Annotated in this window: 21 protein-coding genes; 10 read left to right on the top strand and 11 right to left on the bottom strand. The window is 73.7% G+C overall.

The genetic code is table 11. The features are described from left to right. Window positions 1-3 precede the first annotated feature (3 nt). Window positions 4-2220 (bottom strand): MMPL family transporter, encoded by a 2217-nt coding sequence (locus BKA00_RS31540; RefSeq protein ID WP_185031251.1) that lies wholly within the window; start codon window positions 2218-2220, stop codon window positions 4-6. A 165-nt stretch (window positions 2221-2385) separates the two neighbouring features. Between BKA00_RS31540 and BKA00_RS31535 the strand changes: the two genes are divergently transcribed. Together BKA00_RS31535 and BKA00_RS31530 are read left to right on the top strand one after the other, a co-directional pair. Further along, complete coding sequence (locus tag BKA00_RS31535; protein WP_185031249.1) at window positions 2386-3609, top strand: sensor histidine kinase; 1224 nt, start codon at window positions 2386-2388, stop codon at window positions 3607-3609. Further along, a complete protein-coding gene (locus tag BKA00_RS31530; protein WP_185031247.1) occupies window positions 3606-4289 on the top strand; it encodes a response regulator transcription factor in 684 nt (227 codons plus the stop codon). Before BKA00_RS31535 ends, BKA00_RS31530 begins: the two co-directional genes overlap by 4 nt. A gap of 18 nt (window positions 4290-4307) precedes the next feature. Here the strand turns inward: BKA00_RS31530 and BKA00_RS31525 are convergent, their stop codons facing one another. Continuing rightward, on the bottom strand, window positions 4308-4901 hold the full coding sequence (locus BKA00_RS31525; RefSeq protein WP_185031245.1) for a TetR/AcrR family transcriptional regulator: 594 nt from the start codon (window positions 4899-4901) through the stop codon (window positions 4308-4310). Between the two features lie 103 nt (window positions 4902-5004). Between BKA00_RS31525 and BKA00_RS31520 the strand changes: the two genes are divergently transcribed. Then, complete coding sequence (locus BKA00_RS31520) at window positions 5005-5277, top strand: hypothetical protein (RefSeq protein ID WP_185031243.1); 273 nt, start codon at window positions 5005-5007, stop codon at window positions 5275-5277. On the opposite strand, the gene BKA00_RS31515 is transcribed toward BKA00_RS31520, so the two are convergent. From BKA00_RS31515 to BKA00_RS31505, 3 genes are all read right to left on the bottom strand, one after another. Next, the gene (locus tag BKA00_RS31515) at window positions 5246-5734 is read right to left on the bottom strand and encodes a nitroreductase family deazaflavin-dependent oxidoreductase (RefSeq protein ID WP_185031241.1); all 489 of its coding nucleotides are present in this window, start codon (window positions 5732-5734) and stop codon (window positions 5246-5248) included. The two genes, BKA00_RS31520 and BKA00_RS31515, sit on opposite strands and share 32 nt — an antisense overlap. A gap of 52 nt (window positions 5735-5786) precedes the next feature. Continuing rightward, entirely contained in the window at window positions 5787-6380 is a 594-nt protein-coding gene (locus BKA00_RS31510) for a TetR family transcriptional regulator (RefSeq protein ID WP_185031239.1), read from the bottom strand. A gap of 185 nt (window positions 6381-6565) precedes the next feature. Beyond that, window positions 6566-7021 carry an STAS domain-containing protein gene (locus BKA00_RS31505; protein ID WP_185031237.1) on the bottom strand — a complete coding sequence of 152 codons (456 nt, stop codon included), beginning with the start codon at window positions 7019-7021 and terminating at the stop codon, window positions 6566-6568. Window positions 7022-7271: 250 nt separating this feature from the next. On the opposite strand from BKA00_RS31505, the gene BKA00_RS31500 reads away from it, so the two are divergent. The 6 genes from BKA00_RS31500 (at window position 7272) to BKA00_RS31475 (ending at window position 17973) form a co-directional block, all read left to right on the top strand. Beyond that, complete coding sequence (locus BKA00_RS31500; RefSeq protein ID WP_185031235.1) at window positions 7272-8990, top strand: PP2C family protein-serine/threonine phosphatase; 1719 nt, start codon at window positions 7272-7274, stop codon at window positions 8988-8990. Then, complete coding sequence (locus tag BKA00_RS31495; protein WP_230299054.1) at window positions 8987-10129, top strand: cobalamin B12-binding domain-containing protein; 1143 nt, start codon at window positions 8987-8989, stop codon at window positions 10127-10129. The genes BKA00_RS31500 and BKA00_RS31495 overlap by 4 nt, the downstream gene beginning before the upstream one ends. After that, window positions 10126-10527, top strand: coding sequence for an STAS domain-containing protein (locus tag BKA00_RS31490; protein ID WP_185031231.1), 402 nt, complete (start codon window positions 10126-10128; stop codon window positions 10525-10527). The genes BKA00_RS31495 and BKA00_RS31490 overlap by 4 nt, the downstream gene beginning before the upstream one ends. A gap of 109 nt (window positions 10528-10636) precedes the next feature. Continuing rightward, the gene (locus tag BKA00_RS31485) at window positions 10637-10834 is read left to right on the top strand and encodes a hypothetical protein (protein ID WP_185031228.1); all 198 of its coding nucleotides are present in this window, start codon (window positions 10637-10639) and stop codon (window positions 10832-10834) included. A gap of 3 nt (window positions 10835-10837) precedes the next feature. Next, window positions 10838-12250 (top strand): B12-binding domain-containing radical SAM protein, encoded by a 1413-nt coding sequence (locus BKA00_RS31480; RefSeq protein WP_185031226.1) that lies wholly within the window; start codon window positions 10838-10840, stop codon window positions 12248-12250. 206 nt (window positions 12251-12456) lie between these two features. Further along, window positions 12457-17973, top strand: a complete 5517-nt coding sequence (locus BKA00_RS31475; RefSeq protein ID WP_185031224.1) for an ATP-binding protein — start codon at window positions 12457-12459, stop codon at window positions 17971-17973. 55 nt (window positions 17974-18028) lie between these two features. Here BKA00_RS31475 and BKA00_RS31470 read toward each other — a convergent pair whose 3' ends face one another. Together BKA00_RS31470 and BKA00_RS31465 are read right to left on the bottom strand one after the other, a co-directional pair. Continuing rightward, the gene (locus tag BKA00_RS31470; protein WP_185031222.1) at window positions 18029-18370 is read right to left on the bottom strand and encodes a HEAT repeat domain-containing protein; all 342 of its coding nucleotides are present in this window, start codon (window positions 18368-18370) and stop codon (window positions 18029-18031) included. A gap of 74 nt (window positions 18371-18444) precedes the next feature. Further along, window positions 18445-18675 (bottom strand): helix-turn-helix domain-containing protein, encoded by a 231-nt coding sequence (locus tag BKA00_RS31465; protein ID WP_221493371.1) that lies wholly within the window; start codon window positions 18673-18675, stop codon window positions 18445-18447. 142 nt (window positions 18676-18817) lie between these two features. Between BKA00_RS31465 and BKA00_RS31460 the strand changes: the two genes are divergently transcribed. Beyond that, window positions 18818-20212: a hypothetical protein gene (locus BKA00_RS31460; RefSeq protein ID WP_185031220.1), complete on the top strand. Its 1395-nt coding sequence runs from the start codon at window positions 18818-18820 to the stop codon at window positions 20210-20212. Between the two features lie 42 nt (window positions 20213-20254). On the opposite strand, the gene dacB is transcribed toward BKA00_RS31460, so the two are convergent. The 4 genes from dacB to BKA00_RS31435 form a co-directional block, all read right to left on the bottom strand. Continuing rightward, the gene (gene dacB / locus BKA00_RS31455) at window positions 20255-21814 is read right to left on the bottom strand and encodes a D-alanyl-D-alanine carboxypeptidase/D-alanyl-D-alanine endopeptidase (protein ID WP_185031218.1); all 1560 of its coding nucleotides are present in this window, start codon (window positions 21812-21814) and stop codon (window positions 20255-20257) included. A 134-nt stretch (window positions 21815-21948) separates the two neighbouring features. Then, entirely contained in the window at window positions 21949-22992 is a 1044-nt protein-coding gene (locus BKA00_RS31450; RefSeq protein WP_185031217.1) for a maleylacetate reductase, read from the bottom strand. A gap of 169 nt (window positions 22993-23161) precedes the next feature. Further along, complete coding sequence (locus BKA00_RS31445; protein WP_185031215.1) at window positions 23162-24433, bottom strand: cytochrome P450; 1272 nt, start codon at window positions 24431-24433, stop codon at window positions 23162-23164. 1 nt (window position 24434) lies between these two features. After that, window positions 24435-25253: a TetR family transcriptional regulator gene (locus BKA00_RS31435; RefSeq protein ID WP_230299053.1), complete on the bottom strand. Its 819-nt coding sequence runs from the start codon at window positions 25251-25253 to the stop codon at window positions 24435-24437. Window positions 25254-25472 lie beyond the last annotated feature (219 nt).

The following is a 25472-nucleotide window of genomic DNA, read 5'->3' as shown; positions in this document are numbered from 1 at the left end:
CGGTCACCTCCGTCCCGCCCACATTCTGCCGGACGTCTCCTGAGGGCCGGCCTCCTGGCGCGGGGTTTCTCCAGCGTAGGCGGGTGTCCGGCGGCCCGGCATCCACCAGTTGGCCCTGCCGCACAGCTCCATCACCGCCGGGACGAGGATCATCCGGACGATGGTGGCGTCGACGAGGACGGCGACGGCCATACCGAGGCCGATCTGCTTGACCGACACGTCGGGGCCGAGCAGCGACGTCGAGAAGACGGCGATCATGATGGCGGCCGCGGCGGTGATGACCTTGGCGGTGCTCGCCAGCCCGCGGGTGACGGCCGTCCGGGTGTCGCCGGTGCGCACGTACTCCTCCCGGACCCGCGAGATCAGGAAGACCTCGTAGTCCATGGACAGGCCGAACAGCAGCGGGAACATCATCATCGGGACCCAGGTCGTGATCGGCATGGTGGTGGGGAAGCCGAGGGCCGAACCGAGCCATCCCCACTGGACGACCGCGACCAGCACGCCGTAGGCGGCGCCGATCGACAGCAGGTTCATCACCGCGGCCTGCAGCGCGATCGTGACCGACCGGACCAGAGCGACCAGCAGGACCAGGGAGAGGGCGACGACGACCCCGATCATCAGGGGCAGGCGGGAGCCGACGTCCTCGGCGAAGTCGATCGCGCCGGCGTTCGGGCCGCCCACCTGGACTCCACCGCCGCCCGGTGCCCCGGGCAGGACGTCGTCGCGCAGCCGGTGCACGAGGTCGGCGGTGGCCTCGTCCTGGGCGCCGCTCTTCGGGAAGGCCATGAACGTGACCGCCCGCCCGTCCCTGCTGACCTGGGGCGGCGTGACGGAGGCGATGCCCTCGGTCCGCCCGACCGCGTCGACCACCGGACGCAGATCCGCGTCCGCGGACCCGATCCGCGTCGCGAAGATCAGGGGCGCGCCGTAGCCGGGCCCGAAGCCCTCGGAGAGGATCGTGTAGGAGGTGTGGCTGCTCCGGTCGCGCGGCTGGACGCTGGCGTCGGGCAGGCTCAGCCGCATCGACAGCACGGGGGCGGCGAGCACCAGCAGGCCCGTCCCGGCCAGGACCGCCGCGACCAGCGGCCTGCGCTGCACCACGGCGGCCCAGCGCTCGGCGGGGGGACGGCGCTCGCCGGTGCGCGGTCGCGGCGCGCGGCGCGGCAGCCGCAGCGAGTCGATCCGGCGGCCGGTGACGCCGAGGAGCGCCGGCAGCAGGGTCACCGCGGCGATCATCGTGACCAGAACGGTCACCGACGCGGCGACGGCCACGCCGGTCATCAGCCGCTGCCCCATGACGACCAGTCCGAGCAGCGCGATCACCACGGTCGTGCCGGCGAACAGCACGGCGTGTCCGGCGGTGGCGATGGCCTTGACCGTGGCGTTCTCGGGGTCGTCTCCGTCCCGCAGGGCCTCCCGGTAGCGGGTCACGATGAACAGCGCGTAGTCGATGCCGATGCCGAGCCCGACCAGGACGGCGACGAGCATCGTGAAGTCCGGCGCCGGGACGAGGTGCCCCACCAGCTTGATCAGGGCCAGGCCGCCGAGGATCGCCGTCAGCGCCGTCGCGATCGGCAGGCCCATCGCGACGAGCGACCCGAAGGAGATGAACAGGATCACCGCCGCGGTCAGCAGGCCCACGCCCTCGGCCGGGCCCTGCGGGGGCGTCTCGGCCTTCTCCGCCCGCTCGCCGCCGAGCCCCAGGGTCACGCCGTCGCCCGAGGCGCCCTTGACCGCGTCCACCAGGGGTTTGACGTCGGTCTTCTTCGCCGCCTCCTCGGTCAGCGGGATGGTCGTCCGGGCGATGCGGCGGTCGCGCGTCACCAGGCTCCCGTCCTGGTAGGGCGAGGTCACCGGCCCGGTCACGGGTGAGGCGTCCAGCTCGGCGATGACCTTCTCGATCCGCCGCCGGGCGGCGGGGTCGTCGATTCCCCCGGTCGCCTTGATCGCGAGGGTCAGGGTGTCGCCGCGCCGCTCGGGGAAGTGCTTCTCGATCAGCGTCTGGGCCTTGGCGGATCCGGAGTCTCCGCCGGAGAAGTCGTTGTCGGGCGCGGCGCCGAAGCCGAAGCCGGCGAACGCCACGGCGACCACGCCGACCAGCCAGGCGAGGAGCACCAGGCGGCGGCGCCGATGGCAGAGGCGGGCCAGCGCCGCGAGGGCGCCGTCCGGTCGGCGGACGGGGGGCGAGGGGGGTGGAGGGGGCACAGAGTGATCGCTCATGGCGGCGATCGTCGCGCCGGCGGGGCCGCCGCCGCGTCTGCCGGGCGACGGCGGCGTCTACGCGTCTGGGCGTACGCCGCGCCGGAGCCCGCTACACCTGGCGGAGGAGCAGGTCACGCCCCTGTGCGCAGGAGCTTTCGCGCGCCGCGACAGTAGGATTCCGGCATGGAACGCCGTACCGGGACGTTCTCCCCACGTGCGGTGACGCACGACACGCTGCTCGCGCTCTTCGTCACCGTGATGCAGGTGCAGGGAACGGTCGCCCGGGTCGCCGCCGAAGGGGCGACCCGTCCGCTCTCCGACCTGGGAAACCTCGGCTACGCGCTGCTGGTCGTGAGCGGCCTCGCCGTGGCCGTCCGCCGCCGGTGGCCGGTGCCCGTGTTCGCGGTCACCGCGCTCTCCAGCCTGGTGTACTACGGGATCGGCTTCCCGGACGGGCCCGGCTGGCTCGCGCTGTTCGTCTCCCTCTACACCCTCGCGGCCTACGGCGACGGACGCCGCTCCCTGGTGATCGCTGGGACGGGGATCGGCGTGCTGGCCGCCGTGTGGCTGTACACGGCGGCCGACATCGAACCGCGCGCCGCCATCGGCTGGGTGTTCTTCCGCATCGGCGCGTCGGTCATGAGCGCGGCCCTCGGCGAGTCCGTCCGGTCCCGCCGGGTCATCGCGGCCGACGCCGTGAAGCGCGCCGAACTGGCCGAACGGACCCGGGAGGAGACGGCTCGCGCACGCGTGGACGCCGAGCGGCTCCGGATCGCCCGCGAGGTCCACGACACCGTCGCCCACGCGGTGGCCATCATCAACGTGCAGTCCGGGGTCACCGCGCACGTGCTCGACAAGCGTCCGGAACAGGCGCGCGAAGCGCTGCGGACCATCGAGCAGACCAGTTCGCGGGCGCTGCGGGAGATGCGCGCCGTCCTCGGCGTCCTGCGCGACGAGGGCGACGGGCGCGCCCCGCACCCCGGCCTGGACCAGATCGGCGAACTCACCGCGAAGGCGCGCGAAGCGGGACTCGACGTCACGCTGGAGGCGTCTCCGCCCGAGACGCCGCTGCCGAGCGCGGTGGGCAGCGCCGCCTACCGGATCCTCCAGGAGTCGGTCACCAACGTGATCCGCCACGTCGGCCCCACCCGCGTGACGGTCGCGCTGACTCCCGGGAACGACGCCCTGGAGATCCGCGTGACCGACGAGGGCCGCCGTGCCGGGCACGGCGCCGCGGACGGCGCGACCGCCCCCGGCGGCTCCGGCCACGGGATCCTGGGCATGCGCGAGCGCTGCCGCCTGCTCGGCGGCGAGTTCGACGCCGGCCCCACCGCGGGCGGCGGGTTCCAGGTGACGGCCCGGCTGCCCCTCGCCCCGACCGGGCCCCTCCGGGAGGCGGCGCCGTGAGCGATCCGTCCACGGCGCCGATCAGGGTGCTGCTCGCCGACGACGAGGGGCTCGTGCGGTCCGGGTTCAGGCTGCTCATCGACGTCGAGGACGACATCGCCGTGGTCGCGGAGGCGACCGACGGCGCCCGGGCGGTCGAGCTGGCCCGCGCCACCCGCCCCGACGTCGTCCTCATGGACATCCGCATGCCGAGGCTGGACGGCATCCAGGCCACGGCACAGATCACCGGGACGCGCGGGCTGGAGGACGTCCGGATCCTCATCCTCACCACCTACGACACCGAGGCCTACGTGTTCGAGGCGCTGCAGGCCGGCGCCAGCGGCTTCCTGCTCAAGGACGCCGGACCGGCGGAGCTCCTGCACGCCATCCGGGTGGTCGCCGCCGGCGAGGCGCTGCTCGCGCCGCGCATCACCAGGCGCCTCATCGGTAAGTTCACCGCGTGGCACACGGCGTCCGCGAACGCCCGGGACCGGCTCGCTCCGCTCACCGACCGCGAGCGGGAGGTGCTGGCCCTCATCGGGCGGGGGCTGAGCAACCAGGAGATCGGCGCCGAACTGTTCATCAGCCCGGCCACCGCCCGCACCCACGTCAGCCGCACGATGGCGAAGCTCGGGGCGCGCGACCGCGCGCAGCTGGTCGTCATCGCCTACCGGACGGGCCTGGTGACCCCCGACTCGTGACCGGGGGCGCGCGGGGGGTCAGTTCGCGGGGTCGCTGAGACGGCGGACGAGGCGGACGAGCGCGGCGCGCTGGCCGTCCGGGTCGCGGTCGAGGTCGGGCATCAGCATCCGCCGGAGCTGCGGGGTGGCGAACCACCAGCCGGCCAGGACGATGACGGAGTACAGCAGTTCCCGGGGCGCCGGCCGGGGGTCCAGATGCCCCGACTCCTGCGCCCTGGCCAGGGCGGCGATCTTCTCGGCGTAGTGCGCGGTCCGCTCGGCCTCGGCCGCCACCGGCCCCTCGTCGGCGAGGTGGAGGCCCTCCCAGTGCAGCAGCCGGACGAAGTGCGGGTGCGCGCGGTGGTAGTCGAAGACCTGCCCGGCGTACTCGCCCAGGTCGGAGGCCGCCTTCTCGTCCAGCGGCACGGCCTCGGCCAGGCGCTCCAGTTCCGTGGTCAGCACGATCGCGAACATCTGCCGCTTGTTGCCGAAGTAGGAGTAGATCCGCTCCTTGTTCACCCCGGCGGCGGCGGCGATCCGGTCCATGCGGGCCGCCTCGGGCCCGTGGGCGGCGAACTCGCCGACCGCGGCGTCCAGGATGAGCCGTCTGGTTCTCGCGGTGTCCCATGCCATGACCCGAGGATACAGCAGACTCCAACTATCGGGTTGGAATTGGCGGGCGCCTGTGGCAAACTCCAACTCTCAAGTTGGTTTTACCGGACCACGAGGAGACGCCATGCCATCCGTCCGCACCCCGGCCCCCGCCGTCGCCGCACCGTCGATCCACCTGCGCGCCGTGTTCACCTGGCTGGCCGTGTACTTGATGATCACGGCCACGCAGATGCTGCTGGGCCCTCTCCTCGGCTCGCTCTCGCTGCCGCTCCGGACGCTCGTGGTGACCGGCGTCGTCGTGCCCACCGTGGTGTACGCGCTCGTCCCCGCGATCCTGCGGACCTACGGCGCGCTGCGCCGCCGGGTCAGGCCGTCCGGGACGGGGGGCGCGGCGTGAAGCGCACGAAGGGGATGTGATGGCCCACCTGGCGGTAGTCCTCGACGCCGCCGTCGACGGCGAAGCCCATCAGCTTGCACAGCCGCCGCGCGGCCGCCGGGTGGCGGGGGGCGTACCGGGCCATGATCTCCCCGCCCTCGGCGGTCGGGACGGGGGCCGCCGTCGCCTGGACGCGCTCGCCGCCGATCTGGAGGGTGACGTCCGGGTTCGCCATGATGTTGCGGTACCAGTCCGCGCGGGGGCCGAAGCCGGAGGCCGCCACGCAGCCGTCCGCGTCCTTCTGCACGACCTCGATGACGGCCTGGCGCGGCAGGCCGGAGACGCGGCCGGTGTGCGTGAGCAGCATGACGCGGCGCCCCAGCAGCGGCCCGAGACCCAGGCGGTACAGCCGGATGGGCAGCCGCCACAGCAGGCGGCGCAGTCCGGTCGGCGGGGCGGGCCTGTCGATGATCTCCATGTTCGCTCCTCCACGAGGTCGGGGACGCGGGGCGGCGGGTGCCGGGGCGCCCTTACGAGCGGCCCTCCAGCAGGTCGGCGGCCGCGGACAGCGCGTCGCCGACCGGGAGCTCGCCGTCGATCATGTAGTGCAGCATCACCCCGTCGATCGCCGCGGTGATCAGGGTGGCCGCCCCGGACAGGCGGCCCCGCGGCCAGTCCGGGTGCAGCGCCGCGAGACGGTCCGCGATCCGCTCCCGGGCCAGCCGGAGCTCCTCGCGCAGCACGGCGCCGAGGGCGGGGTCGCGCATCGCGCCGACGATGAGCTCGGCGGCCAGCCGGGACCCCGGCTCGCCGGCCGGGGCCGGCACCAGCAGACCGCGCATCGCCTCCAGCGCCGCGCGCTCGTCCGGCGCCGCCAGGAGCTCGGCGACCATGGGCCCGACGATCAGGTCCACGGCGTGCCGGAAGATCGCCGCGTGCAGTCCGGCCAGCCCGCCGAAGTGGTAGTGGATCAAGCCCGGGTTGGTGCCGGCGCGCTCGGCCACCGCCCGGGTGGAGACGCCCGGCCAGCCCTCCAGGCTCAGCAGCGCCGTCCCGGCGTCCACCAGCTCCCGCCGCCGGCGGTCGCCGCGCGGTGAATTTGGTCGACCGGCCAAGTTGGTCACATGGCCAAGTTAGCACGGGGCGCACGCGCCCGCCGAACACGGCCGGATGCGGAAAGGCCCGCCGCCGGGCCGAGCCACCACATCTGGTACGTCTTGGCCGACGGCAGGCGCGGCATCCCTACCCGCCCCGACAGGGATGTGTCCAGATCGAGATATGCGCCCCGCCCGACCCGCCGGTTCCTTTTTCAGGAGGCGTTCTGGCGCGCCTCGGGAACCAGGGGCGAAGGCCGCGCGCCGCCCAGGTCGCCTGCGATGTTCGCGAAGGCGTGCCGCAGCGTGGGGCTGATGACCATGTGCGCGTCGAGGCCGGTGCGTTGCAGGATCCGGCGGCACACCGGGCTCGGACGGCTGATGACCAGCCTGCCCCGCCGGACCGTGACGGTCTTCCAGAGACCCACCAGCGCCCCCAGGCCGGACGAGTCACAGAACCTCACTTCCTGGAGGTCCAGGACGATCCGCCATGCGCCCGACAAGTGAGAAAGAACATGTTCCCGGAAGGCGTCGGCCGTGAGGTAGTCGATTTCGCCTTCCACACTGACAAGAATGCAGGTGTCGCGGTTCTCGACGCGCATTCGGAGCCTGTCCTGAGGGTCGTGCCACAGTCGAAGCGACGTAGAGTTTCCGTCCTGCACCGCGTCCATCACCAGATTCAACCTCCCGTTGGGCCGGGCTACCCCGGAACGCGGAGGACATTCCTGAGGCACCGGTCACGAGGCCCGACCACGCCGCTGACCTGCTCTTCCCCTGGTCAGCCACCGCCCGCGGACGAGGTGGAACGAATCTTTGCCTTTCGGCAACTGTCTTGTTGTGGTTAGGGTGGAGGCGAGGACAAGATCCTCGTTTGGCGGCTCCTCCCAGGAAGGAAGTGGTCCCGCCGCAGGCTGCGACGTGATGGAACTGACTCAAGGCATCGACGGCACTCGGCGCGTTCTCGATCCGGCGCTGGGGCCCGGCCCGTACCCCGCGCTCGCCGTGAGTCCGAGCGGTACCGTCACGCGGCTCAACGACGCGGCGCGCCTGCTGCTCGGCATGAATGCGGGCGTCCCCCTGGACGAGGCGGCACCCCCTTGGCTGGCCGAGGCGCACCACGCCCTGACCATCGACCCCCTCCCCGAGGCGACCGCGGTCCAGGTGTCGCACCCCGGCACGGCGCGGCCGGTCGCCCACGGCTCGATCGGCGACCGCGCCTACGAGGCCCACGGCGTGCCCGACGAGGCCCACGACGATCCCGGGTCCCCGCCGAGCCGCCCGGCGGGGACGGTGTGGTGGCTGTTCGACGTCACCGAGCACCGACGGCTGGAGCGGGAGCTCGCCGACGAACGGGAACGGACGGCCTTCCTGGCGGAGGCGTCCGGCCAGCTGCTGGCGTCGCTGAACCTGGAACGGTGCATGGAGGTGACCGTCCGGCTGGCGGCGCGGCACCTCGCCGACGCCGCACTGGTGATCGCGCCCGGTTCCGGACGCGCCTACCCCGTCTCCTACTGCGGCCCGGACGGCCAGGTGGACCATCAGCAGCTCGTGGTGGACCCCTCGGAGGTCCCGGGGCTCGTGGAGGCGATGCAGGGCTTCCCGCCGATGCCGTCACGCTGGCTGGACCCGACGGTCGCGCCGCCCTGGATCATCCGCACCGACCTCGGCGACCTCTCCGCGATGGTGGTGACCGCGCTGCCGGGGCACGGCGTGCCCGCTGGGGCGCTGGTGCTGCTCCGGCGCGGCGGGCGGCGCGCCTTCTCCGAGGGCGAGGAGATGATCGCGCGCCTGTTCTCGGCCCGGGCCGGCGCGGCGATGTCGTCCGCCCGCGTTTACGCCGAGCAGGCGTCCATCACCGAGACGCTGATGCGCGAGCTGCTTCCGCCGCGCACCCAGCACCTCGACGAGGTGGAACTGGCGGCCCGCTACCGGCCGTCGGGCGCCGGGGAGCGCGTCGGAGGCGACTTCTACGATCTGCACCCGGCGGCCGACAGCCCCGACGCGGAGCAGGAGTCGCTGGTCGTGCTGGGCGACGTGTGCGGCAAGGGCCTGGAGGCCGCCGTGCTCACCGGCAAGATCCGCAACACGCTGCAGGCGCTGCTGCCGCTGGCCGACGACCACAAGCGGGTGCTGGAGCTGCTGAACGGGACGCTGCTGAGCAGCGAGTCAACCCGCTTCGTGACCCTCGTACTGGCCTCGATCCGGCGGGAGGGCGGCCACGTGCGGCTGCGCCTCACGAGCGCGGGCCACACCCGCCCGCTGATCGTGCGGGCCGGCGGCGAGGTCGAGACCCCCGAGACCGGCGGGTCGCTGATCGGCGTGCTGGACAAGATCACGTCCAAGTCCGCCACCGTGCTGCTGGAGCCGGGCGACACGTGCCTGCTCTACACCGACGGCATCACCGAGGCCTTCGGCGGCCCGCTGGGCGACGAGATGTTCGGCGACGAGCGGCTGGGCGCCGAGCTCTCCCGCTGCGGCGGCATGCCCCCGGAGGCGCTCGTGGAACGGGTGCACATGCTCGCCGCCGAATGGGTGGGCACCGGCAAGCACGACGACATGGCGGTGGTCGCCATCACCGCTCCCCGGCGCTTCCACCTGAGCGCCGTAGGGGGGCAGGGACCGGGGAGGTTCACGGCGTGACCGGAACCGCACGGCACCGGCCGCCTCCCCTCGGGGCCGACGCGTGGGCGGACGGACTCTGGGACGCCGTCATCGCCGGAGACGAGTACGCCGCCGCCGACGCCGTCACGACCGCGCTGGAGCGGGGAGCCGACGCCGAGACCGTCCTGCTGGAGATCATCGCGCCGCTTCAGGCCCGGGTGGGCCGGGAGTGGGCGGCGAACCGGCTCACCGTCGCGCAGGAGCACACCGCGACGGCCATCAACGAGCGGACCATCGCGGCGCTGGCGCACCACCCGGCCGTCCGCGAGTCGCCGGCGCGGCGCCGCGGGGCGCCGCGCGGCCGGGTGGCGGTCGCGTGCATCGACGGCGAGTGGCACGCGCTGCCCGCGCGGATCCTGGCCGAGGTGCTGCGGCTGCGCGGCTGGCAGGTCGACTACCTCGGCGCCCAGGTGCCGACCCCGCACCTGATCGCCCACGTGCACCGGACGAACCCGGCCGTGGTGGCGCTGTCCTCCTCGATCGCCACCCGGCTGCCGTCCGCGCACGCCGCCATCACCGCGTGCCAGGCGACCGGTACCCCCGTCCTGGTGGGCGGCGCCGCGTACGGGCCGGACGGCCGGTACGCCGCGCTGCTCGGCGCCGACGGCTGGGCCGCCGACGCCCGCTCCGCCGCCGACCGGCTGGCGGAGGGGCCGCTCCGCAAGCCGCCGCCCGTCCACCAGGTCCTCGACGACCTGCCGCACCTGGCCGACCAGGAGTACACGCAGATCAGCCGGACCGCGCGCGGGCTCGTGCGGCACGTGATGACCGAGCTGCCGAAGCGCTTCCCGGCGATGGCGGACTACACCGACCAGCAGCTCCGCCACACCGCCGAGGACATCGCCCACATCGTCGACTTCCTCGGGACCGCCCTCTACGTGGACGACCCCGATCTGTTCACCGGCTTCATCGGCTGGACGGCGGGCATCCTCTCCGCGCGCGGCGTGCCCGCCCGGAGCCTGCTGCCGGGCCTGGACCTGCTGGCCGAGCAGCTCGTCGACTATCCCCGGGCCGCGGACCTGCTGTCCCGCGCCCGCGACACCCTCCGGCAGCCGCTGCCGGACGCCGCCGACGCCGTTCCGGGCAAGGTGAGCCGCTCCGAAGGAAGGACCGCATGACCGCCTTTGTTCCCGATACTCCGCTGCGCGTGGTCGCCACCCTCTCCGGGACGCGCGCGCTGCGGATCGAGATCGAGGGTGATCTGGACTTCTCCACCGCCGACGGGCTGGTGGCCACCGTCCGGACGCAGATGGAGGACAACCCGGACGTCCGCGACCTGGAGCTCGCCTGCGGCGGGATGGGCGTGTGCGACTCGGCCGGCCTGGCCGCGCTGCTGATGGTGCGCCGCCGGACGTCCGCGGCCGGCGTCCACCTCTCGCTGACGGGCCGGAGCGCGCAGCTCGACCGGCTCCTGGACATCACGGGGACGCTGCACCACCTCACCGGCGCCTCGGCCGAGACCGCCAAGGACCAGCAGCGGGAGCAGGACCAGGAGCATGAACTGCCCCGGCAGTGACCTGCTGACGACCGCCGGAGGTCCGGACCAGGTTCTGTTCAGGTAGGCGAGGACGGCGAGGACGCGGCGGTTGCCGTCGCCGTCGTCGGGAATGCCGAGCTTGCCGAACATGGAGGTGCAGGGCGTCGGCGCGGCGCCGGCGGGCGGGGTGGTCCAGGCGGCGGCGCCCACCGCCGCCATGGCGATCACGGCCGCCGCCTCGGTGGCCGTCACCCTCGCCCTGACCCCGGGGGCTGCGTCCGCACACGATCTCCACACGATCCGCACACGGCGGACGCCACCGGCGCGGCGGCGCGGCGTCCAATGAGGCATGCGCGTGAAGATGATCCTCCCGGCCCTGACCGAGGCGACCTCGCCCTTCTTCCGTCCGATCAAGTACTCGCTGTTCCCGCCGCTCGGGCTGGCCACGCTCGCCGGATACCTCGACCCGGACGACGAGGTGACGGTGACCGACGAGCACGTGCAGAAGGTCGACACCTCCGACGAGCCCGACCTCGTGGTGATCCAGGTCTACATCACCTCCGCGCGGCGGGCCTACGAGCTCGCCGACCTCTACCGCGCCCGGGGCGTCCGCGTCTGCCTGGGCGGGCTGCACGTCACCTCGCTCCCGGACGAGGCGGCCCGGCACGCCGACACGATCTTCTGCGGGCCCGGCGAGGACACCTGGCCCCGCTTCCTCGCCGACCTGCGCGCCGGGCGCCCGGCGGCCCGCTACGACTCCTCCGAGCGGACGCTCGCGGCGCTGCCGCCCGTCCGCCGCGACCTCATCGCCCGCGAGCGCTACCTCGTCCCGAACTCGATCGTGGTGTCGCGCGGCTGCCCCCACGTGTGCGACTTCTGCTACAAGGAGGCGTTCTTCGAGGGCGGCAAGTCGTTCTACACCCAGACGGTCGACGCGGCGCTCGCCGAGATCGACCGGCTGCCGGGGCGGCACCTGTACTTCCTGGACGACCACCTGTTCGGCAACGCCCGGTTCGCGTCCGCCCTGTTCGACGGGATGCGCGGGATGGGACGGCTCTGGCAGGCGGCCGGGACGGTCAAGGCGGTGCTGAACCCCGGGCTCCTGGAGAAGGCCGTCGAGTCGGGGCTGCGGAGCCTGTTCGTCGGCTTCGAGACCGTCAACGCCGGGAACCTCACCGAGCAGCGCAAGTGGCAGAACATCGACCGCGACTACGGCGCGGTCGTCCGCCGGCTGCGCGACAACGGCGTGATGGTCAACGGCAGTTTCGTGTTCGGGATGGACGAGGACGACCCGTCGGTGTTCGACCGCACCGTCGAGTGGGCGATCGGCCAGGGGATCGAGACGGCCACCTTCCACATCCTGACCCCGTATCCGGGCACGCGCCTCTACGACCGCATGGCCAAGGCCGACCGCCTCCTGCACTCCGAGTGGGACCGGTACGACACCCGCACGGTCGTCTTCAAGCCCGCCAAGATGACCGCCCAGCAGCTTGAGGACGGCTACTGGCGCGCCTACCGCGACTTCTACCGCTGGGGTTCGATCCTGCGCGGCGCCGCCACCAAGCCGACGCTGCGCGGCAAGACCCGGCACGTCGCCTACGCCGGGGGATGGAAGAAGTTCGAGCCGGCCTGGGACGTGGTCATCCGCGCGAAGAGGGCGGGCCGGGCGCTTCCGCTGCTGGAGGCGACCCTGTCCGGCTTCGGCAGCCGTCCGGCCCGCTCCGAGCCTCACCGGGAACCGGAGCCGGTTTCCGTATCCTGATCCTTTCGCGCGTGCGGCGTGGGCGACCGGTTTTGCAGGTTTCCTACAACTACGGCGGCGCAGCGTGCGTTGTCGGCGGCATGGCGCCTTCGCCCTTCGGGCGGAAAGGTGAGTGTGTCCGGGTGCACCGTGTCCCGGCGCCGCACATCGTCAGGCAGCGCGCACCGTCGGGCAGCGCGCATCGTCCAACAGGAGGGCTCGGTCGGGTGTTCAGTCGTGTCGCCATCGTGAACCGGGGTGAGGCCGCCATGCGGCTCATCCACGCCGTACGGGACATCGCCGCGGAGAGCGGGACGCGGATCGAGACCGTCGCCCTGTACACCGATGTCGACCGGACGGCCACCTTCGTCCGCGAGGCGGACCTGGCCTACGACCTCGGTCCCGCGTCCGCCCGGCCGTACCTGGACCTGGAGGTCCTGGAGCGCGCGCTGGTGGAGACCGGCGCCGACGCCGCGTGGGTCGGCTGGGGCTTCGTCGCCGAGGACCCGGCGTTCGCGGAGCTGTGCGACCGGATCGGGGTGGCCTTCGTCGGGCCGAGCGCGGAGGCCATGCGCCGGCTCGGCGACAAGATCGGCGCGAAGCTGATCGCCGAGGAGGTCGGCGTGCCGGTCGCGCCGTGGAGCCGCGGCGCGGTCGAGACCCTGGACGAGGCGATCGCGGCGGCGGCGCGGATCGGCTACCCGCTGATGCTCAAGGCGACCGCGGGCGGCGGCGGGCGCGGCATTCGAGTGATCACCAGCGAGGCCGAGCTGGCCGACGCCTACGAGCGCACCAGCCAGGAGGCGGCGCGGGCGTTCGGCAGCGGCGTCGTGTTCCTGGAGCGCCTGGTCACCGGCGCCCGGCACGTCGAGGTCCAGGTGATCGCCGACGGCGAGAGCGCGTGGGCGCTCGGCGTGCGCGACTGCTCGGTGCAGCGCCGCAACCAGAAGGTCATCGAGGAGTCGGCGTCGCCGGTGCTCGGCGCCGAGCAGACCGCCGAGCTGAAGGCGTCGGCCGAGCGGCTCGCCGTCGCGGTCGGGTACCGCGGCGCGGCGACCGTCGAGTTCCTCTACCACCCCGGCGACCGCATGTTCGCGTTCCTGGAGGTCAACACCCGCCTCCAGGTCGAGCACCCGATCACCGAGTCCACCACCGGGTTCGACCTGGTCAAGGCGCAGCTGCACGTGGCCTCCGGCGGACGGCTCGAAGGCGCGCCGCCGGCGGAGCGCGGGCACGCGGTCGAGGCGCGGCTGAACGCCGAGGACCCCGACCGCGACTTCGCGCCCTCGCCGGGCCGCATCGCCCGCCTGGACCTGCCCGCCGGGCCGGGCATCCGGGTGGACACCGGCGTCAGCGAGGGCGACACGATCCCCGCCGACTTCGACTCGATGATCGCCAAGATCATCGCCTACGGCCGCGACCGCGACGAGGCGCTCGGCCGGCTGCGCCGCGCGATGACCCAGACCACGGTGATCATCGAGGGCGGCGCGACGAACAAGAGCTTCGTGCTCGACCTGCTCGACCGGCCCGAGGTGATCGACGCGAGCGCCGACACCGGCTGGATCGACCGCGTCCGCGCCGACGGCGGCCTCGTCACCCACCGGCACTCCGCCGTCGCGCTCGCGGCCGCCGCCATCGAGGCCTACGAGGAGGCGGAGGGCGCCGAGCGGCGGCGGCTGCTGTCGACGGCGTCCGGCGGGCGCCCGCAGGCGCGGCACGAGAGCGGCCGGCCGCTGGACCTCAAGTTGCGCGGCGCCGGCTACCGGGTGCGGGTGGCCCGGGTCGGCGCGGACCGGTTCCGCGTCGCCGTCGAGGCGGGCGGCGAGGTCCGCACCGCCGACGTCGAGCTGGAGCGCTTCGACCGGCACCTCGGCCAGATCACCGTCAACGGCTCCCGGTACCGCCTGCTCACCGGCACCCACGGCCCGGTCCACTTCGTCGAGGTGGACGGCGTGGCGCACCGGGTCAGCCGCGACGAGGGCGGCGTCGTCCGCTCGCCCGCGCCCGCGCTGGTCGTCGCCACGCCCCTGGAGGTCGGCGCCGAGGTCGAGGCGGGCGCGCCGGTGCTGGTCCTGGAGAGCATGAAGATGGAGACGGTGCTGCGGGCGCCGTTCAAGGCGCGGCTGAAGGAGTGCGTCGTCTCCGTCGGCAGCCAGGTGGAGACGGGGGCGCCGCTGCTGCGGCTGGAGCCGCTCGCCGACGAGGCCGAGGTCGCGGACGTCGCGGCGTCCGGGGCCGTCGAGCTGGACCTGCCCGCCGCGCCCGAGGCCGTCCCGGCGCGCGAGCGCGCCGCGCGCGGCCAGGAGGACCTGCGCAGCCTGCTGCTCGGCTTCGACGTCGACCCGCACGACGAGCGCCGGGCCCTGGACGGCTACCTCGCCGCGCGCCGCGCCGCCGCCGCGGAGGGGCACCGGCCGGTGGCCGAGGAGCTCGGGCTCATCGACGTGTTCGCCGACCTCGCCGAGCTGGGCCGCAACCGGCCGGCGGGCGGCGACGGCACCGACGGCGGCCACGTGCACAGCCCCCGCGAGTACTTCCACACCTACCTGCAGAGCCTCGACGTCGAGCGGGCCGGGCTGCCGCAGGCGTTCCAGGCCAAGCTCGCCAAGGCGCTCGGCCACTACGGCGTCACCGACCTGGAGCGCACCCCCGAGCTCGAGGCGGCGGTGTTCCGGATCTTCCTGGCGCAGCAGCGGGCGTCCGCCGACGCCTCGGTCGTCGCGACGCTGCTGCGCGAGTGGCTGGGCGAGCCGCCGCCGGAGGAGGCGCTGCGCGAGTCCGCCGGCCTCGCGCTGGAGCGGCTGGTGGCCGCGACGCAGGTCCGGTACCCGGTGGTCTACGACCTGGCGTGCGGCGTGGTGTTCGCCTGGTTCGCCCAGCCGCTGCTGCGCCGCAACCGCGCCGCCGTCTACGCCCGCGTCCGCCGCAACCTGCGGCACCTGGACGCGCACCCGGACGCGCCGGAGCGCGAGGAGCTCATCGCCGAGATGGTGCGCAGCACCGAGCCGCTGGTGCGGCTGCTCGGCCAGCGGCTCGCGCGCGGCAACGGCGGCAACGCGGTGATGCTGGAGGTGCTCACCCGGCGGTACTACGGGAACAAGGGCCTCACCGGCCTGCACACCCGGGAGGCGGGCGGCTGCTCGTTCGTGGTCGCCGAGCACGCGGGCTCGCGCCTGGTCTCCTCGGCGGTGCGCTTCGACGCGCTCGGCGCCGCGCTGCGCGGGCTCGCGGAGCTGGCGGACGGCGGCGACGACGTCGACGCCGACATCTACCTGTCCTGGGAGCGGCAGCCCGAGGACTTCGACGCGATGGCCGCCGCGCTGCAGGAGGTCGTCAACGCGCACCCGCTGCCGCCGCGGGTCCGCAGGATCACCGCGACGGTCGCGGGCAGCAGCGGCGCGGTGATGCACCACCACTTCACGTTCCGCCCGGCGGAGGGCGGCGGGACGGATGAGCGGAGCGATCCGGGGGGTGTGGGGAGTCGTCCCCCCACAGGAGGCATGGCCGAGGATCGGCTGATCCGCGGCCTGCACCCGTTCATCGCGCGGCGGATGCAGATGGAGCGGCTGCACAAGTTCGACCTCACCCGGCTGCCGTCCTCGGACGAGGAGGTCTACCTCTTCCAGTGCGTGGCGCGCGACAACCCGTCCGACGACCGGCTCGTCGCGTTCGCGCAGGTGCGGGACCTGACCGCGCTGCGCGACGGCGACGGGAGGCTGCGCTCGCTGCCGACGGCCGAGTACACCCTCGCCACCTGCCTGGACTCGATCCGCAGGGCGCAGGCGCGGCGGCCGTCCAAGAAGCGGTTCCCCACCAACCGCATCGTGATCTACGTCTGGCCGACGAGCGACCTCACCCGCGCCGAGCTGCAGCGGCTGGCGGGCCGCATGCTGCCGGCGGCGGCGGGCGCCGGGCTGGAGGAGGTCCTGCTCATCGCGCGGCAGCGCGACCCGCGGACGGGCGAGCCGGTCAAGATCGCCGTGCGGGTCTCCTTCGACGCCGCGGGCGGCACCCGGCTGACCGTCGGCGCGCCGTCGGACGCGCCGGTCGAGCCGCTCGACGGCTACCGGCAGAAGGTGCTGCGGGCGAGCAGCCGCAACACCGTGTACCCGTACGAGCTGACCGGCCTGCTCGGCGACTTCGTCGAGCACGACCTCGACGACGCGAACGTCCTGGTCCCGGTGGACCGGCCGAAGGGGCGCAACACCGCGGCGATCGTCGCGGGCGTCGTCACCAAGCGGACCCGGCGGCACCCGCAGGGCGTCACCCGGGTCGTGCTCCTCGGCGACCCGACCAAGTCGCTCGGCGCGCTGTCGGAGGCCGAGTGCCGCCGCGTGATCGCCGCGCTGGACCTCGCCGAGCGGATGCGGGTGCCGCTGGAGTGGTACGCGCTGTCCTCGGGCGCCCGGATCTCCATGGAGTCGGGCACGGAGAACATGGACTGGGTGGCCGCGGCGCTCAAGCGGATCGTCGAGTTCACCCAGGACGGCGGCGAGATCAACGTCGTCGTCGCGGGCATCAACGTCGGCGCCCAGCCGTACTGGAACGCCGAGGCGACGATGCTCATGCACACCAAGGGCGTGCTGATCATGACGCCGGACTCGGCGATGGTGCTCACCGGCAAGCAGGCGCTCGACTTCTCCGGCGGCGTCTCGGCCGAGGACAACTTCGGCATCGGCGGCTACGACCGGGTGATGGGCCCGAACGGGCAGGCGCAGTACTGGGCGCCGAACCTCGTCGCCGCGCGGGACGTCCTGATGTCGCACTACGACCACACCTACGTCGCGCCCGGTGAGCCGGGGCCGCGCAGCGCCGGCACGACCGACCCCGTCGACCGGGACGTCTCGGCCTTCCCGCACGTCCTGGAGGGCAGCGAGTTCACCACGGTCGGCGAGATCTTCTCTCCCGAGGCGAACCCGGACCGCAAGAAGCCGTTCGACATCCGGACCGTGATGCGGGCGCTGTCCGACCAGGACCACCCGGTGCTGGAGCGCTGGGCGGGCATGGCCGACGCCGAGACCGCGGTGGTGCAGGACGTGCACCTCGGCGGCATGCCGGTGTGCCTGCTCGGCATCGAGTCGCAGTCGGTGCCGCGGCGCGGCTTCCCGCCCACCGACGGCCCGGACGCCTACACCGCCGGCACGCTGTTCCCGAAGTCGTCCAAGAAGGCCGCGCGGGCGATCAACGCGGCCAGCGGCAACCGGCCGCTGGTGGTGCTGGCGAACCTGTCGGGCTTCGACGGCTCGCCGGAGTCGATGCGCCAGCTCCAGCTGGAGTACGGGGCCGAGATCGGCCGGGCGATCGTCAACTTCCGCGGCCCGATCGTGTTCTGCGTGATCTCCCGGTACCACGGCGGCGCGTTCGTGGTGTTCTCCAAGGCGCTGAACCCGAACATGACCGTGCTGGCGCTGGAGGGCTCGTTCGCGTCGGTGCTCGGCGGCGCCCCGGCCGCCGCGGTGGTGTTCGCCGCCGACGTCAACGCCCGGACGGCCGCCGACCCGCGGGTGCGGGACCTGGAGGGCCGCGTCGCGGCGTCCTCGGGGCCCGGCCGTGCCGCGCTGACCGCGGAGCTGGACGAGCTGCGCGCGACGGTCCGCACGGAGAAGCTCGGCGAGGTGGCCGCGGAGTTCGACCGCGTGCACGACATCCGCCGCGCGGTCGAGGTCGGCTCGGTCGACGCCGTCATCCGCGCCGCCGAGATGCGCCCGCGGATCATCGAGAGCATCCGGTCGCGGACGAAGTGACCGCCGGGCGGCGCGGGGGCACGGCCCCCGCGCCGCCCGCGGCGCGGCCGCGGCGCTAGGAGATCCAGCCCGCGCCCTGCGCCTGGTCGAGGACCTCCTCGGCCTCCCGGGTGTCGAGCATCTCCAGACCGCGGACCGCCCAGAACCGCAGCGACTCGTCGGAGCTCTCCAGTTCGCCGCGGAACACCTCCAGGGCCTCCGGCGACCGGGCCTCGGCGATCAGTTCGAGCAGCCAGCAGCGCAGGCCGGGGTCGTCCCGCTCCGCCGCGAACTCCGCGATCAGCTCGCCGGTGTAGGCGTCGGCGTGCTCGCGCAGGAAGTCGAACGCGTCCTCCCGGACCCGCGGCTCCCTGGTCCGCATGAGCTGCATGGCCTGATCGAAACGCCGCCGCGACATGCGCCGACCCTACGACCGCCCGCTGACAGAACGCACACCCGCGGACGTACCGGGCACCCGTCGCCGGGAACGGGTCAGCGGATGCCCTTCCAGAGGTCGGCCAGGAGGGCGGACAGGTTCTGGACCGTGTCGACGTGCCGCTCGGCGAGGGCCTGCTCGTGCGCGCGGGCCAGCGCCTCCAGCCGCTCCAGCTTGGCGCGGCCCAGGTCGGAGACGTGCACCGACACCCGGCGGCGGTCCCGGGCCGAGTGGGACCGGTAGAGGAAGGCGGAGTCGACCGGCGTCCACGCGCGTCTGCGTGACACCGCCGAGAGCTACCTCTCCCAGCGCTGACGACGCCGGGCCCGGCCTTCCACGTCACCCACTCTCCGTGTTCATATAATTCCGATGCGTTGCGACGTTCGGGGGCGGAGCGCGGCCGCGCGCTCCGCGGGAGGGGTGTGCGTCTTGAGGACGAACTGGAGAGTGGCGGGCGTGGCCGCCGGGACGGCCGCAGCCGCGGTCGTGTCCGCGGGCTGGTCCGCCGGGACCGCCGGAGCCGGAGACCCGGGAGGCGGCGGCCGGTGGAGGCTGGTCGCGCAGGAGGAGTTCGACCGGCCGCTGCGCGTCGACGGGGCGCCGTGGCGGCGGGACCCGCAGGGGCCGCGCAGCCCGTGGGCGGTCGACGCGTTCGACGACGACGGGGCGGCCTGGAAGAAGATCAGCGGGCCGCTGTTCGAGCGGCAGATGAAGACCCTCGACGTGTTCCGCAAGCGGGTCGCCTTCGGGCGGCGGGGGTGGCTGACGGCGGAGGTCGCCGCCGTCGACAAGGACCGCGACGGGCGTCCCGACTCCCGGCCGGGGCTGTCGGCGGTGACGCTGCCCGGCGGGCACCGCGTCGCGCGGATCTCCGAGCCGAGCTGGGACGCGGGCGTCCTGATCCGGCCGACCCGCCCGCTGCCCCGGTACTACCGGGTCGAGATGACGCTGCGGGGAATCCGGTTCGGCGGCGAGCGGGGCGGCACGTTCGACTACGACGGCAGGCACAACGGGTACACCAGGGAGCCCTGCAAGACCCGGTACCCGTGGACGTTCCAGGGCGCGCTGCCCGGGAAGTCCCGGTGCCAGTACCCCGACGTGACGCGGGAGAACGGGTTCTACTACCTGACGATCCTCGACCACGCGAACCCGGCGCCGCACGGCAACCCCGGCATCCACTTCCGGCGCAAGGCCATCATGGACGGCTACTACAGCGACGACGCCCGCTGGAAGAACGCCGCGACCTGCAACCCGAAGACCCGCGAGATGTACCGGACGTTCGACGGCACCTTCAACGGCGTCAACGCGCTGTTCCCGCGCGGCGACCTGTTCCGCGAGACCGCCAACAACAACATCAGCAACGAGTACTACGCCAAGACCGCGTGCGGCGAGGCGTCCATGGACCGGCGGTACGGGCCGGGCGGCCGGTTCGAGGGGCACCTGACCAGCGCCGAGCTGCGGCCGGAGCTGATGCCGAAGGCCGCCTACCGGTTCGCCATCGAGCGCGACCGCACCGGGTACACGCTGGAGATGAGCGGCCCGTTCCTGCACACCGGGCAGACGACGCTGCGCGTCCACCACGACTTCGTGGAGAACGGGCGCCCGATCTGGCACTACAACCAGACGCCCGGCGAGTACGACGGCCGGTTCGACCGCAGGCTCGTCCACAAGGGCCCCGCCGGGACGTACACGACCGAGCACAGCTGGCCCAAGGGCTCGGCCTACCCCGACTCCTTCATCATCGGCGACCCGCACCTCAACTACTACGAGGGCGAGGCGTACGTCGACGACGTCCGCCTCTACGTCCCCGGGCACCAGGGCTGACCGGCGGCGGCGGGGCGCGTTCCACCGCGCGCCCGCCGCCGTTCAGCAGCGGACGATCCAGGAGCACTCCAGCTGCGGGGCGTTCCCGGAGGTGCGGAACGTCCGGACCGCGGCGGGGTCTCCCCCGGCCAGCCGGATCGCTACCTTGTCCTCGATGTCCTTGGGCGCCCCGCCCTGGTAGCCGTTCAGCACGACCGAGAAGACGAGCCGCCTCCCGGACGGGTCGGTGACGTAGCCCGACAGCGCGGAGGCGCCCGTCAGCGTTCCGGTCTTGGCGTGCACGTTGCCCGCGGCCGGGGTGTTCCGCATCCGCGACCGCAGGGTTCCGCCGTCGAGGCGGTCGGGGTCGCCGGCGACCGGCAGCGCCCGGTACCAGGTGCCGAACCACGGCGCGCTCTGCGCCTTCTTCAGGATGGTGCTGACGTCCTGCGCGGTCGTGCGGTTCTCGCGCGACAGTCCGGATCCGTCGGCCATCGCCAGCCGCGCGGTGGGGACGCCCTGGCCGCGGGCGTACCTCTCGATCACCGGCAGGCCCGCCGTCCAGCTCCCCTCCCCCGCCTTCTTCCGGCCGATCGCCTTGACCAGGGTCTCGGCGACCATGTTGTTGCTGAGCTTGAGGAACGGCACCATCAGCTGCGACAGCGGCATCGAGGAGCGGGCGGCGAGCGCGGCGGCGCCCCTCGGCGTCCTGCCGCGCTCGGTGGCGCCCTCGACCTCGACGCCGTGCGCCCGGAGCGCGCTCCGGAAGACGTCCGCCGCGTACAGGCTGGGGTTCTCGACCGTGCGCAGGGTGGTGTAGGCCGCGGCGCCCGCCGGGTAGGAGCCGCTCACCACGATGGCGCCGCTGCCGTTGGCCCGGTCGACCGACAGTGTGGACGGGGACCCGGGAGCGCCCGTGACCGCCTTGTTCTCGATCTTGACGGTGTGCGTGGCCGGGGCGAGCCCGGCCTCGACCGGTGCGCCCTCGGCGGCGCCCGGCCTCACCGACACCTCGACCGAGCCGGCGTCGAACTCGTCGTCGGGCGCGACGGTCAGCGCGGACGTCTGCGCGGCGTAGTAGTACTGAAGGTCGGTGGGGTCCCAGTGGGAGGGCGTGCGGACGGCGTCGAACCAGGTGTCGTCCGCGACGAGGCCGCCCTCGACGCGCCGGACGCCCCGCGCCGCCACCTGGGCGGCGAGCCGGTCGTAGTCGGCGGCCCGCGTCGTCGGGTCACCGGTGCCCTTGAGGTAGAGGTCGCCCTTGACGGCCGATCCGGACACCGTCCGGGCGTACACGCCGGTGCGGAACCGGTACCCGGGCCCCAGCAGCGACAGCGCCGCGCCCGACGTGTAGAGCTTCATGTTCGAGGCGGGCATCACCTGCGCCGTCGCACCGCGCGAGTAACGGACGGCGCCCGTGCGCGCGTCCCGCACCACGGCGCCGACGGTGGCGCCCTTGAGACGGCTGTCGGCGAGGATGGCGTCGAGATCCTTGCCCAGATCTCCCTTGGCGGCGGTGCCTGCCTTGGCGGTGGCAAGCGCCGCGGGGTGCATGGTGGGAGCGGCGAGCAGGGACGCCCCGGCGACCAGGACGGACGTGATTCGCACCAGTGGTCCACGCATGGGGTGTGAGCGTAAAGCACCGGCCGGACCATCGCAGCGAAACGACACGACCCCATCAGTCTCCCGCGCAGACCAGGGAGAGCTCCCCGGAGAAGTACTCGGGCAGACCGCTCCACGGGTTCGCTACCGGCCGCTCACCACATCGCGTCGAGCAGTTCCGCGACCGCGTCGGCGTCCGGCGGCCGGGGGTTGGGATAGGGGTCGGCGGCCACCCGCCGGGCCATCTCGGGGAGCCGTTCGCGGGGGACGCCCAGGGCGGACAGGCGGGTCGGGCCCCGGTGCTCCCGGGCCAAGGCGGCGACGACCGCGACCGGGTCGGGCCCGGCCACCCTGGCCAGCCGTGCCGAGGCGGCGGGCGCCGACGGCAGGTTGAACGCCATGACGTGCGCCAGCAGCATCGTGTGCAGTTCGGCGTGCGGAAGGCCGAACGCGCCGCCGAGGACGTGCGCGAGCTGGTGGTGCAGCCCCATCCGGGTCCGCGCCAGGCAGATCCCGGCGAGCCACGCGGCCGACTGGAGGCGCGCGCGCCCCGCCGGCCCCGCCGGGTCGGCCAGCACTTCGGGCAGCGCGTCCAGGATGCCGCCTGCGGCCTCGGTCGCCAGCGCGTCCGTGACCATCGTGGCGTCCGGCGCCCACAGCGCCTCGACGGCGTGGGCGAGCGCGTTCATCGCGCTGGTCCGGGTCAGCCCGGACGGCATGCCGAGGGTGAGGCGGGGGTCGTAGACGACCGTCCCGGGCGCCAGCGACGGGGAGCGGCGCGTGGTCTTCACACCGTCCTCGGTCTCTCCCAGCACGGGCGTCATCTCCGAGCCCGCGTACGTGGTCGGCACCGCGACCTGCGGCATCCCCGTCCGCGCCGCCACCGCCTTGGCCAGGCCGATCGCGGAGCCGCCGCCGACCGCGACCACGCAGTCCGCGCCCACCGCCGCCTCCATGGCGCGCGCCGTCACGGCGACCGGGGTGTGCGGGGCGGGACGGTCGAAGCGCGCCGCGAGCCGGGCCCCGAGCGCCCCGGCGATCCGGTCGGCGGGCCCGGCGGCGGACGGCGCCGCGACCAGCAGCACCCTCGCCGCCCCGGTCCGCGCGACCTCGTCCGCGACGAGATCGCTCGCCCCCGGCCCGATCAGGACGCGGGACGGCAGCGTCTCGTGGACGACGACCTCGTCCGCACCGCTCATGACGACCGGCCCGACAAAACGATCATGTTCACTCTCCTGTACGGCGCTGCGGGCTCTATACCGCGTGACCTCTCTCTTACTCAGCGCCACGGCCCCCGCAGACGACACACACCTCCCCCGCGCCGTCGACCGGGCGAACGCCTTGCGCCTGCTCCCCCGGCCGGACGCCTCACGTGATGCGGACGGGGAGGGTGCGGGGGCCGCGGACCTGCCCGGCGGCCCAGGTGACCGCCGCCGGGTCGGCCAGGGCGAAGGACGGGACGCGCTCCAGCCAGACTTCGAGGGCCGTGCGCAGCTCCATGCGGGCCAGGTGCGAGCCGACGCAGCGGTGGATGCCGAGGCCGAAGGCGGCGTGCCGGTTGACCTCGCGGTCGATGACGACCTCGTCCGCCCGGTCGAACTGGGCCGGGTCCCGGTTGGCGGCGGGGAACGACAGCAGGATCCAGTCGTCGGCCTTCATCTCGGCGCCGCGCCAGTCCATGTCCTCCCGCACCAGCCTCGCCATCGTGACGGGCGCGAAGGCGCGCAGGAACTCCTCCATCGCGGTCGGCACGAGCGACGGGTCGGCGACGAGGCGCTCGCGGTCCGCGGGCGTCCCCGCCAGGTGCCACAGCGACGCGCCGATCGCGCTCCAGGTGGTGTCGATGCCCGCGATGAGCAGCAGCGCCATCGTGCCCGAGACGTGGGACGGCTCCAGCTTGCGGCCGTACAGCTCGGCCTCTATGAGGTAGGTGGTGAGGTCGTCCCGCGGGTTCGCCACATGGTCGCGGATCTGCTCCAGCAGGTAGTCGAACAGCTTGTCCATGCGCGCGATGCGCTCGTCCGGGGGGAGGTTGACCCCTTCGAGGGTGTTCTCGACGAACTCGCGGAACCGGGGCCCGTCCTCGGGCGGGAAGCCGAGCATGTCGGCGATGACCCGGATCGGGATGTGCTGCGCGTACTCCTGGGCGGCGTCCACGACGTCGCGGCCCTCGAAGGAGTCGATGAGCTCGTGGCAGTACGCCCGGGTCGCGGGCTCCAGCCGCGCCACCGCGGACTTCTTGAACGCGGGGAGCAGCAGCCTGCGCGCGTCGTGGTGGAACGGCGGGTCGGAGGAGATCGGCGGCGTGACGCCGACCGGCGCCGCCTCGCGCGGCGGGCGGAAGTTGCTCATGACGACCGAGCGTGAGGTGAAGCGCTCGGTGTCGTAGGCGATCGCCGCGACGTCCTCGTAGCGGGTCGGCAGCCAGCCGCCGCCGAACCGCTCGGTCCGCGCGACCGGGCAGCGCCGCCGCAGGTCGTCCTGGATCGGGTAGGGGTCGGCGGCCCATTCCGGTTCCAGGTGGGAGAAGTCGGTCGCCCAGTCGGAGACCGGGCCCGTGACGGCCTCGTTGCGCGTGCCGAGCGGCCGGTTCCCCCGCTCGTCCCGGAAGTCCCTGCCGAAGCGGTCGTCGGCGGTCATCTCACTCCTCCCCGAGGACGTCGATCGCCCGCTCGGGGCAGTTCGCGACCGCGAGGCGGGCCTCGTGCTCCCCGCCCTGGGGGACGGAGCCGTCCCCGAGGACCGTGCCGTAGCCCTCGTCGTCCTCGCCGAACAGGCCGGGGGCCAGGTCGTAGCACCGGCCGTGCCCCTGGCAGCGCTTCGGATCGATCCGCACCTTCATCGTGTTCCTCCCGTGTGGGACGGCGGCGGAGCCGGGCGGAGCGAGCGCGCCCACGATCCGCGCGAGCAGCGCGGCCCACTCCTCGTCGCCGACGGCGTGCAGGTCCGGTGGGATGAGCGCGCTCCCCATCCCGAGCACCAGGCAGAAATGGGCGAGCGCGTCCGGTGACAGCGCCGGGTCCATCTCCTCGCCCGCCTGGGCGACGCGCATGAGACCGGCGAGCCAGTCGGCGCGCTCGCCGACGTAGTCGCGCATGGGACGGGCGACCTCCTCGTCCCGGCGGGCCGCGACGAGGGCCTCCACGACGAGGTGGGCGCGGGCGTCGCGGCGCTTCGGCAGCCACCGCCCGATGGCGAGCAGCAGCTCGACGACCGGTCGCTCGGGGTCGGCGTCGAACAGGTCGGCCAGCAGCCGCCGCCCGTGCGCGCGCAGCGCGGCCACCAGCAGCTCGGCCTTCGACCCGAAGTGCGCGTACAGGGCGCCGTTGCTGACGCCGGCGGCCCGCGCGATGTCGGCGACGCGCGTCCCGTCGTAGCCGCGCCGGGCGAACTCGTCGGCCGCGGCGCTCAGCAGCCGTTCCCGCGTCTCCGCCCGGGTGACGCCCGCGACACGCCCCATACCGGAATTAAACGAGCGTTCATTTGAGGGGTCAAGGGACTTGGCAAAGCAGGAGGTTCCGGACAGGTTCCCTTGACTCCGGGTCCGGCGGGCTCCGATACGCGTGGCGCATAATGAAAGCTACTTTCACAAACTGAAAGAAATGGCGGGCAGGACGACGTTTCCAACGGGTCTGCGACCCCGTCCGGGCCCCGGGCCCGGACGGGACCGGGTGCTGCG

It is taken from the genome of Actinomadura coerulea (genome assembly GCF_014208105.1).
Classification (GTDB): domain Bacteria; phylum Actinomycetota; class Actinomycetes; order Streptosporangiales; family Streptosporangiaceae; genus Spirillospora; species Spirillospora coerulea.
Note: the sequence above shows the minus strand (reverse complement) of the source record. Positions and strands in the feature narration are given on the sequence as shown.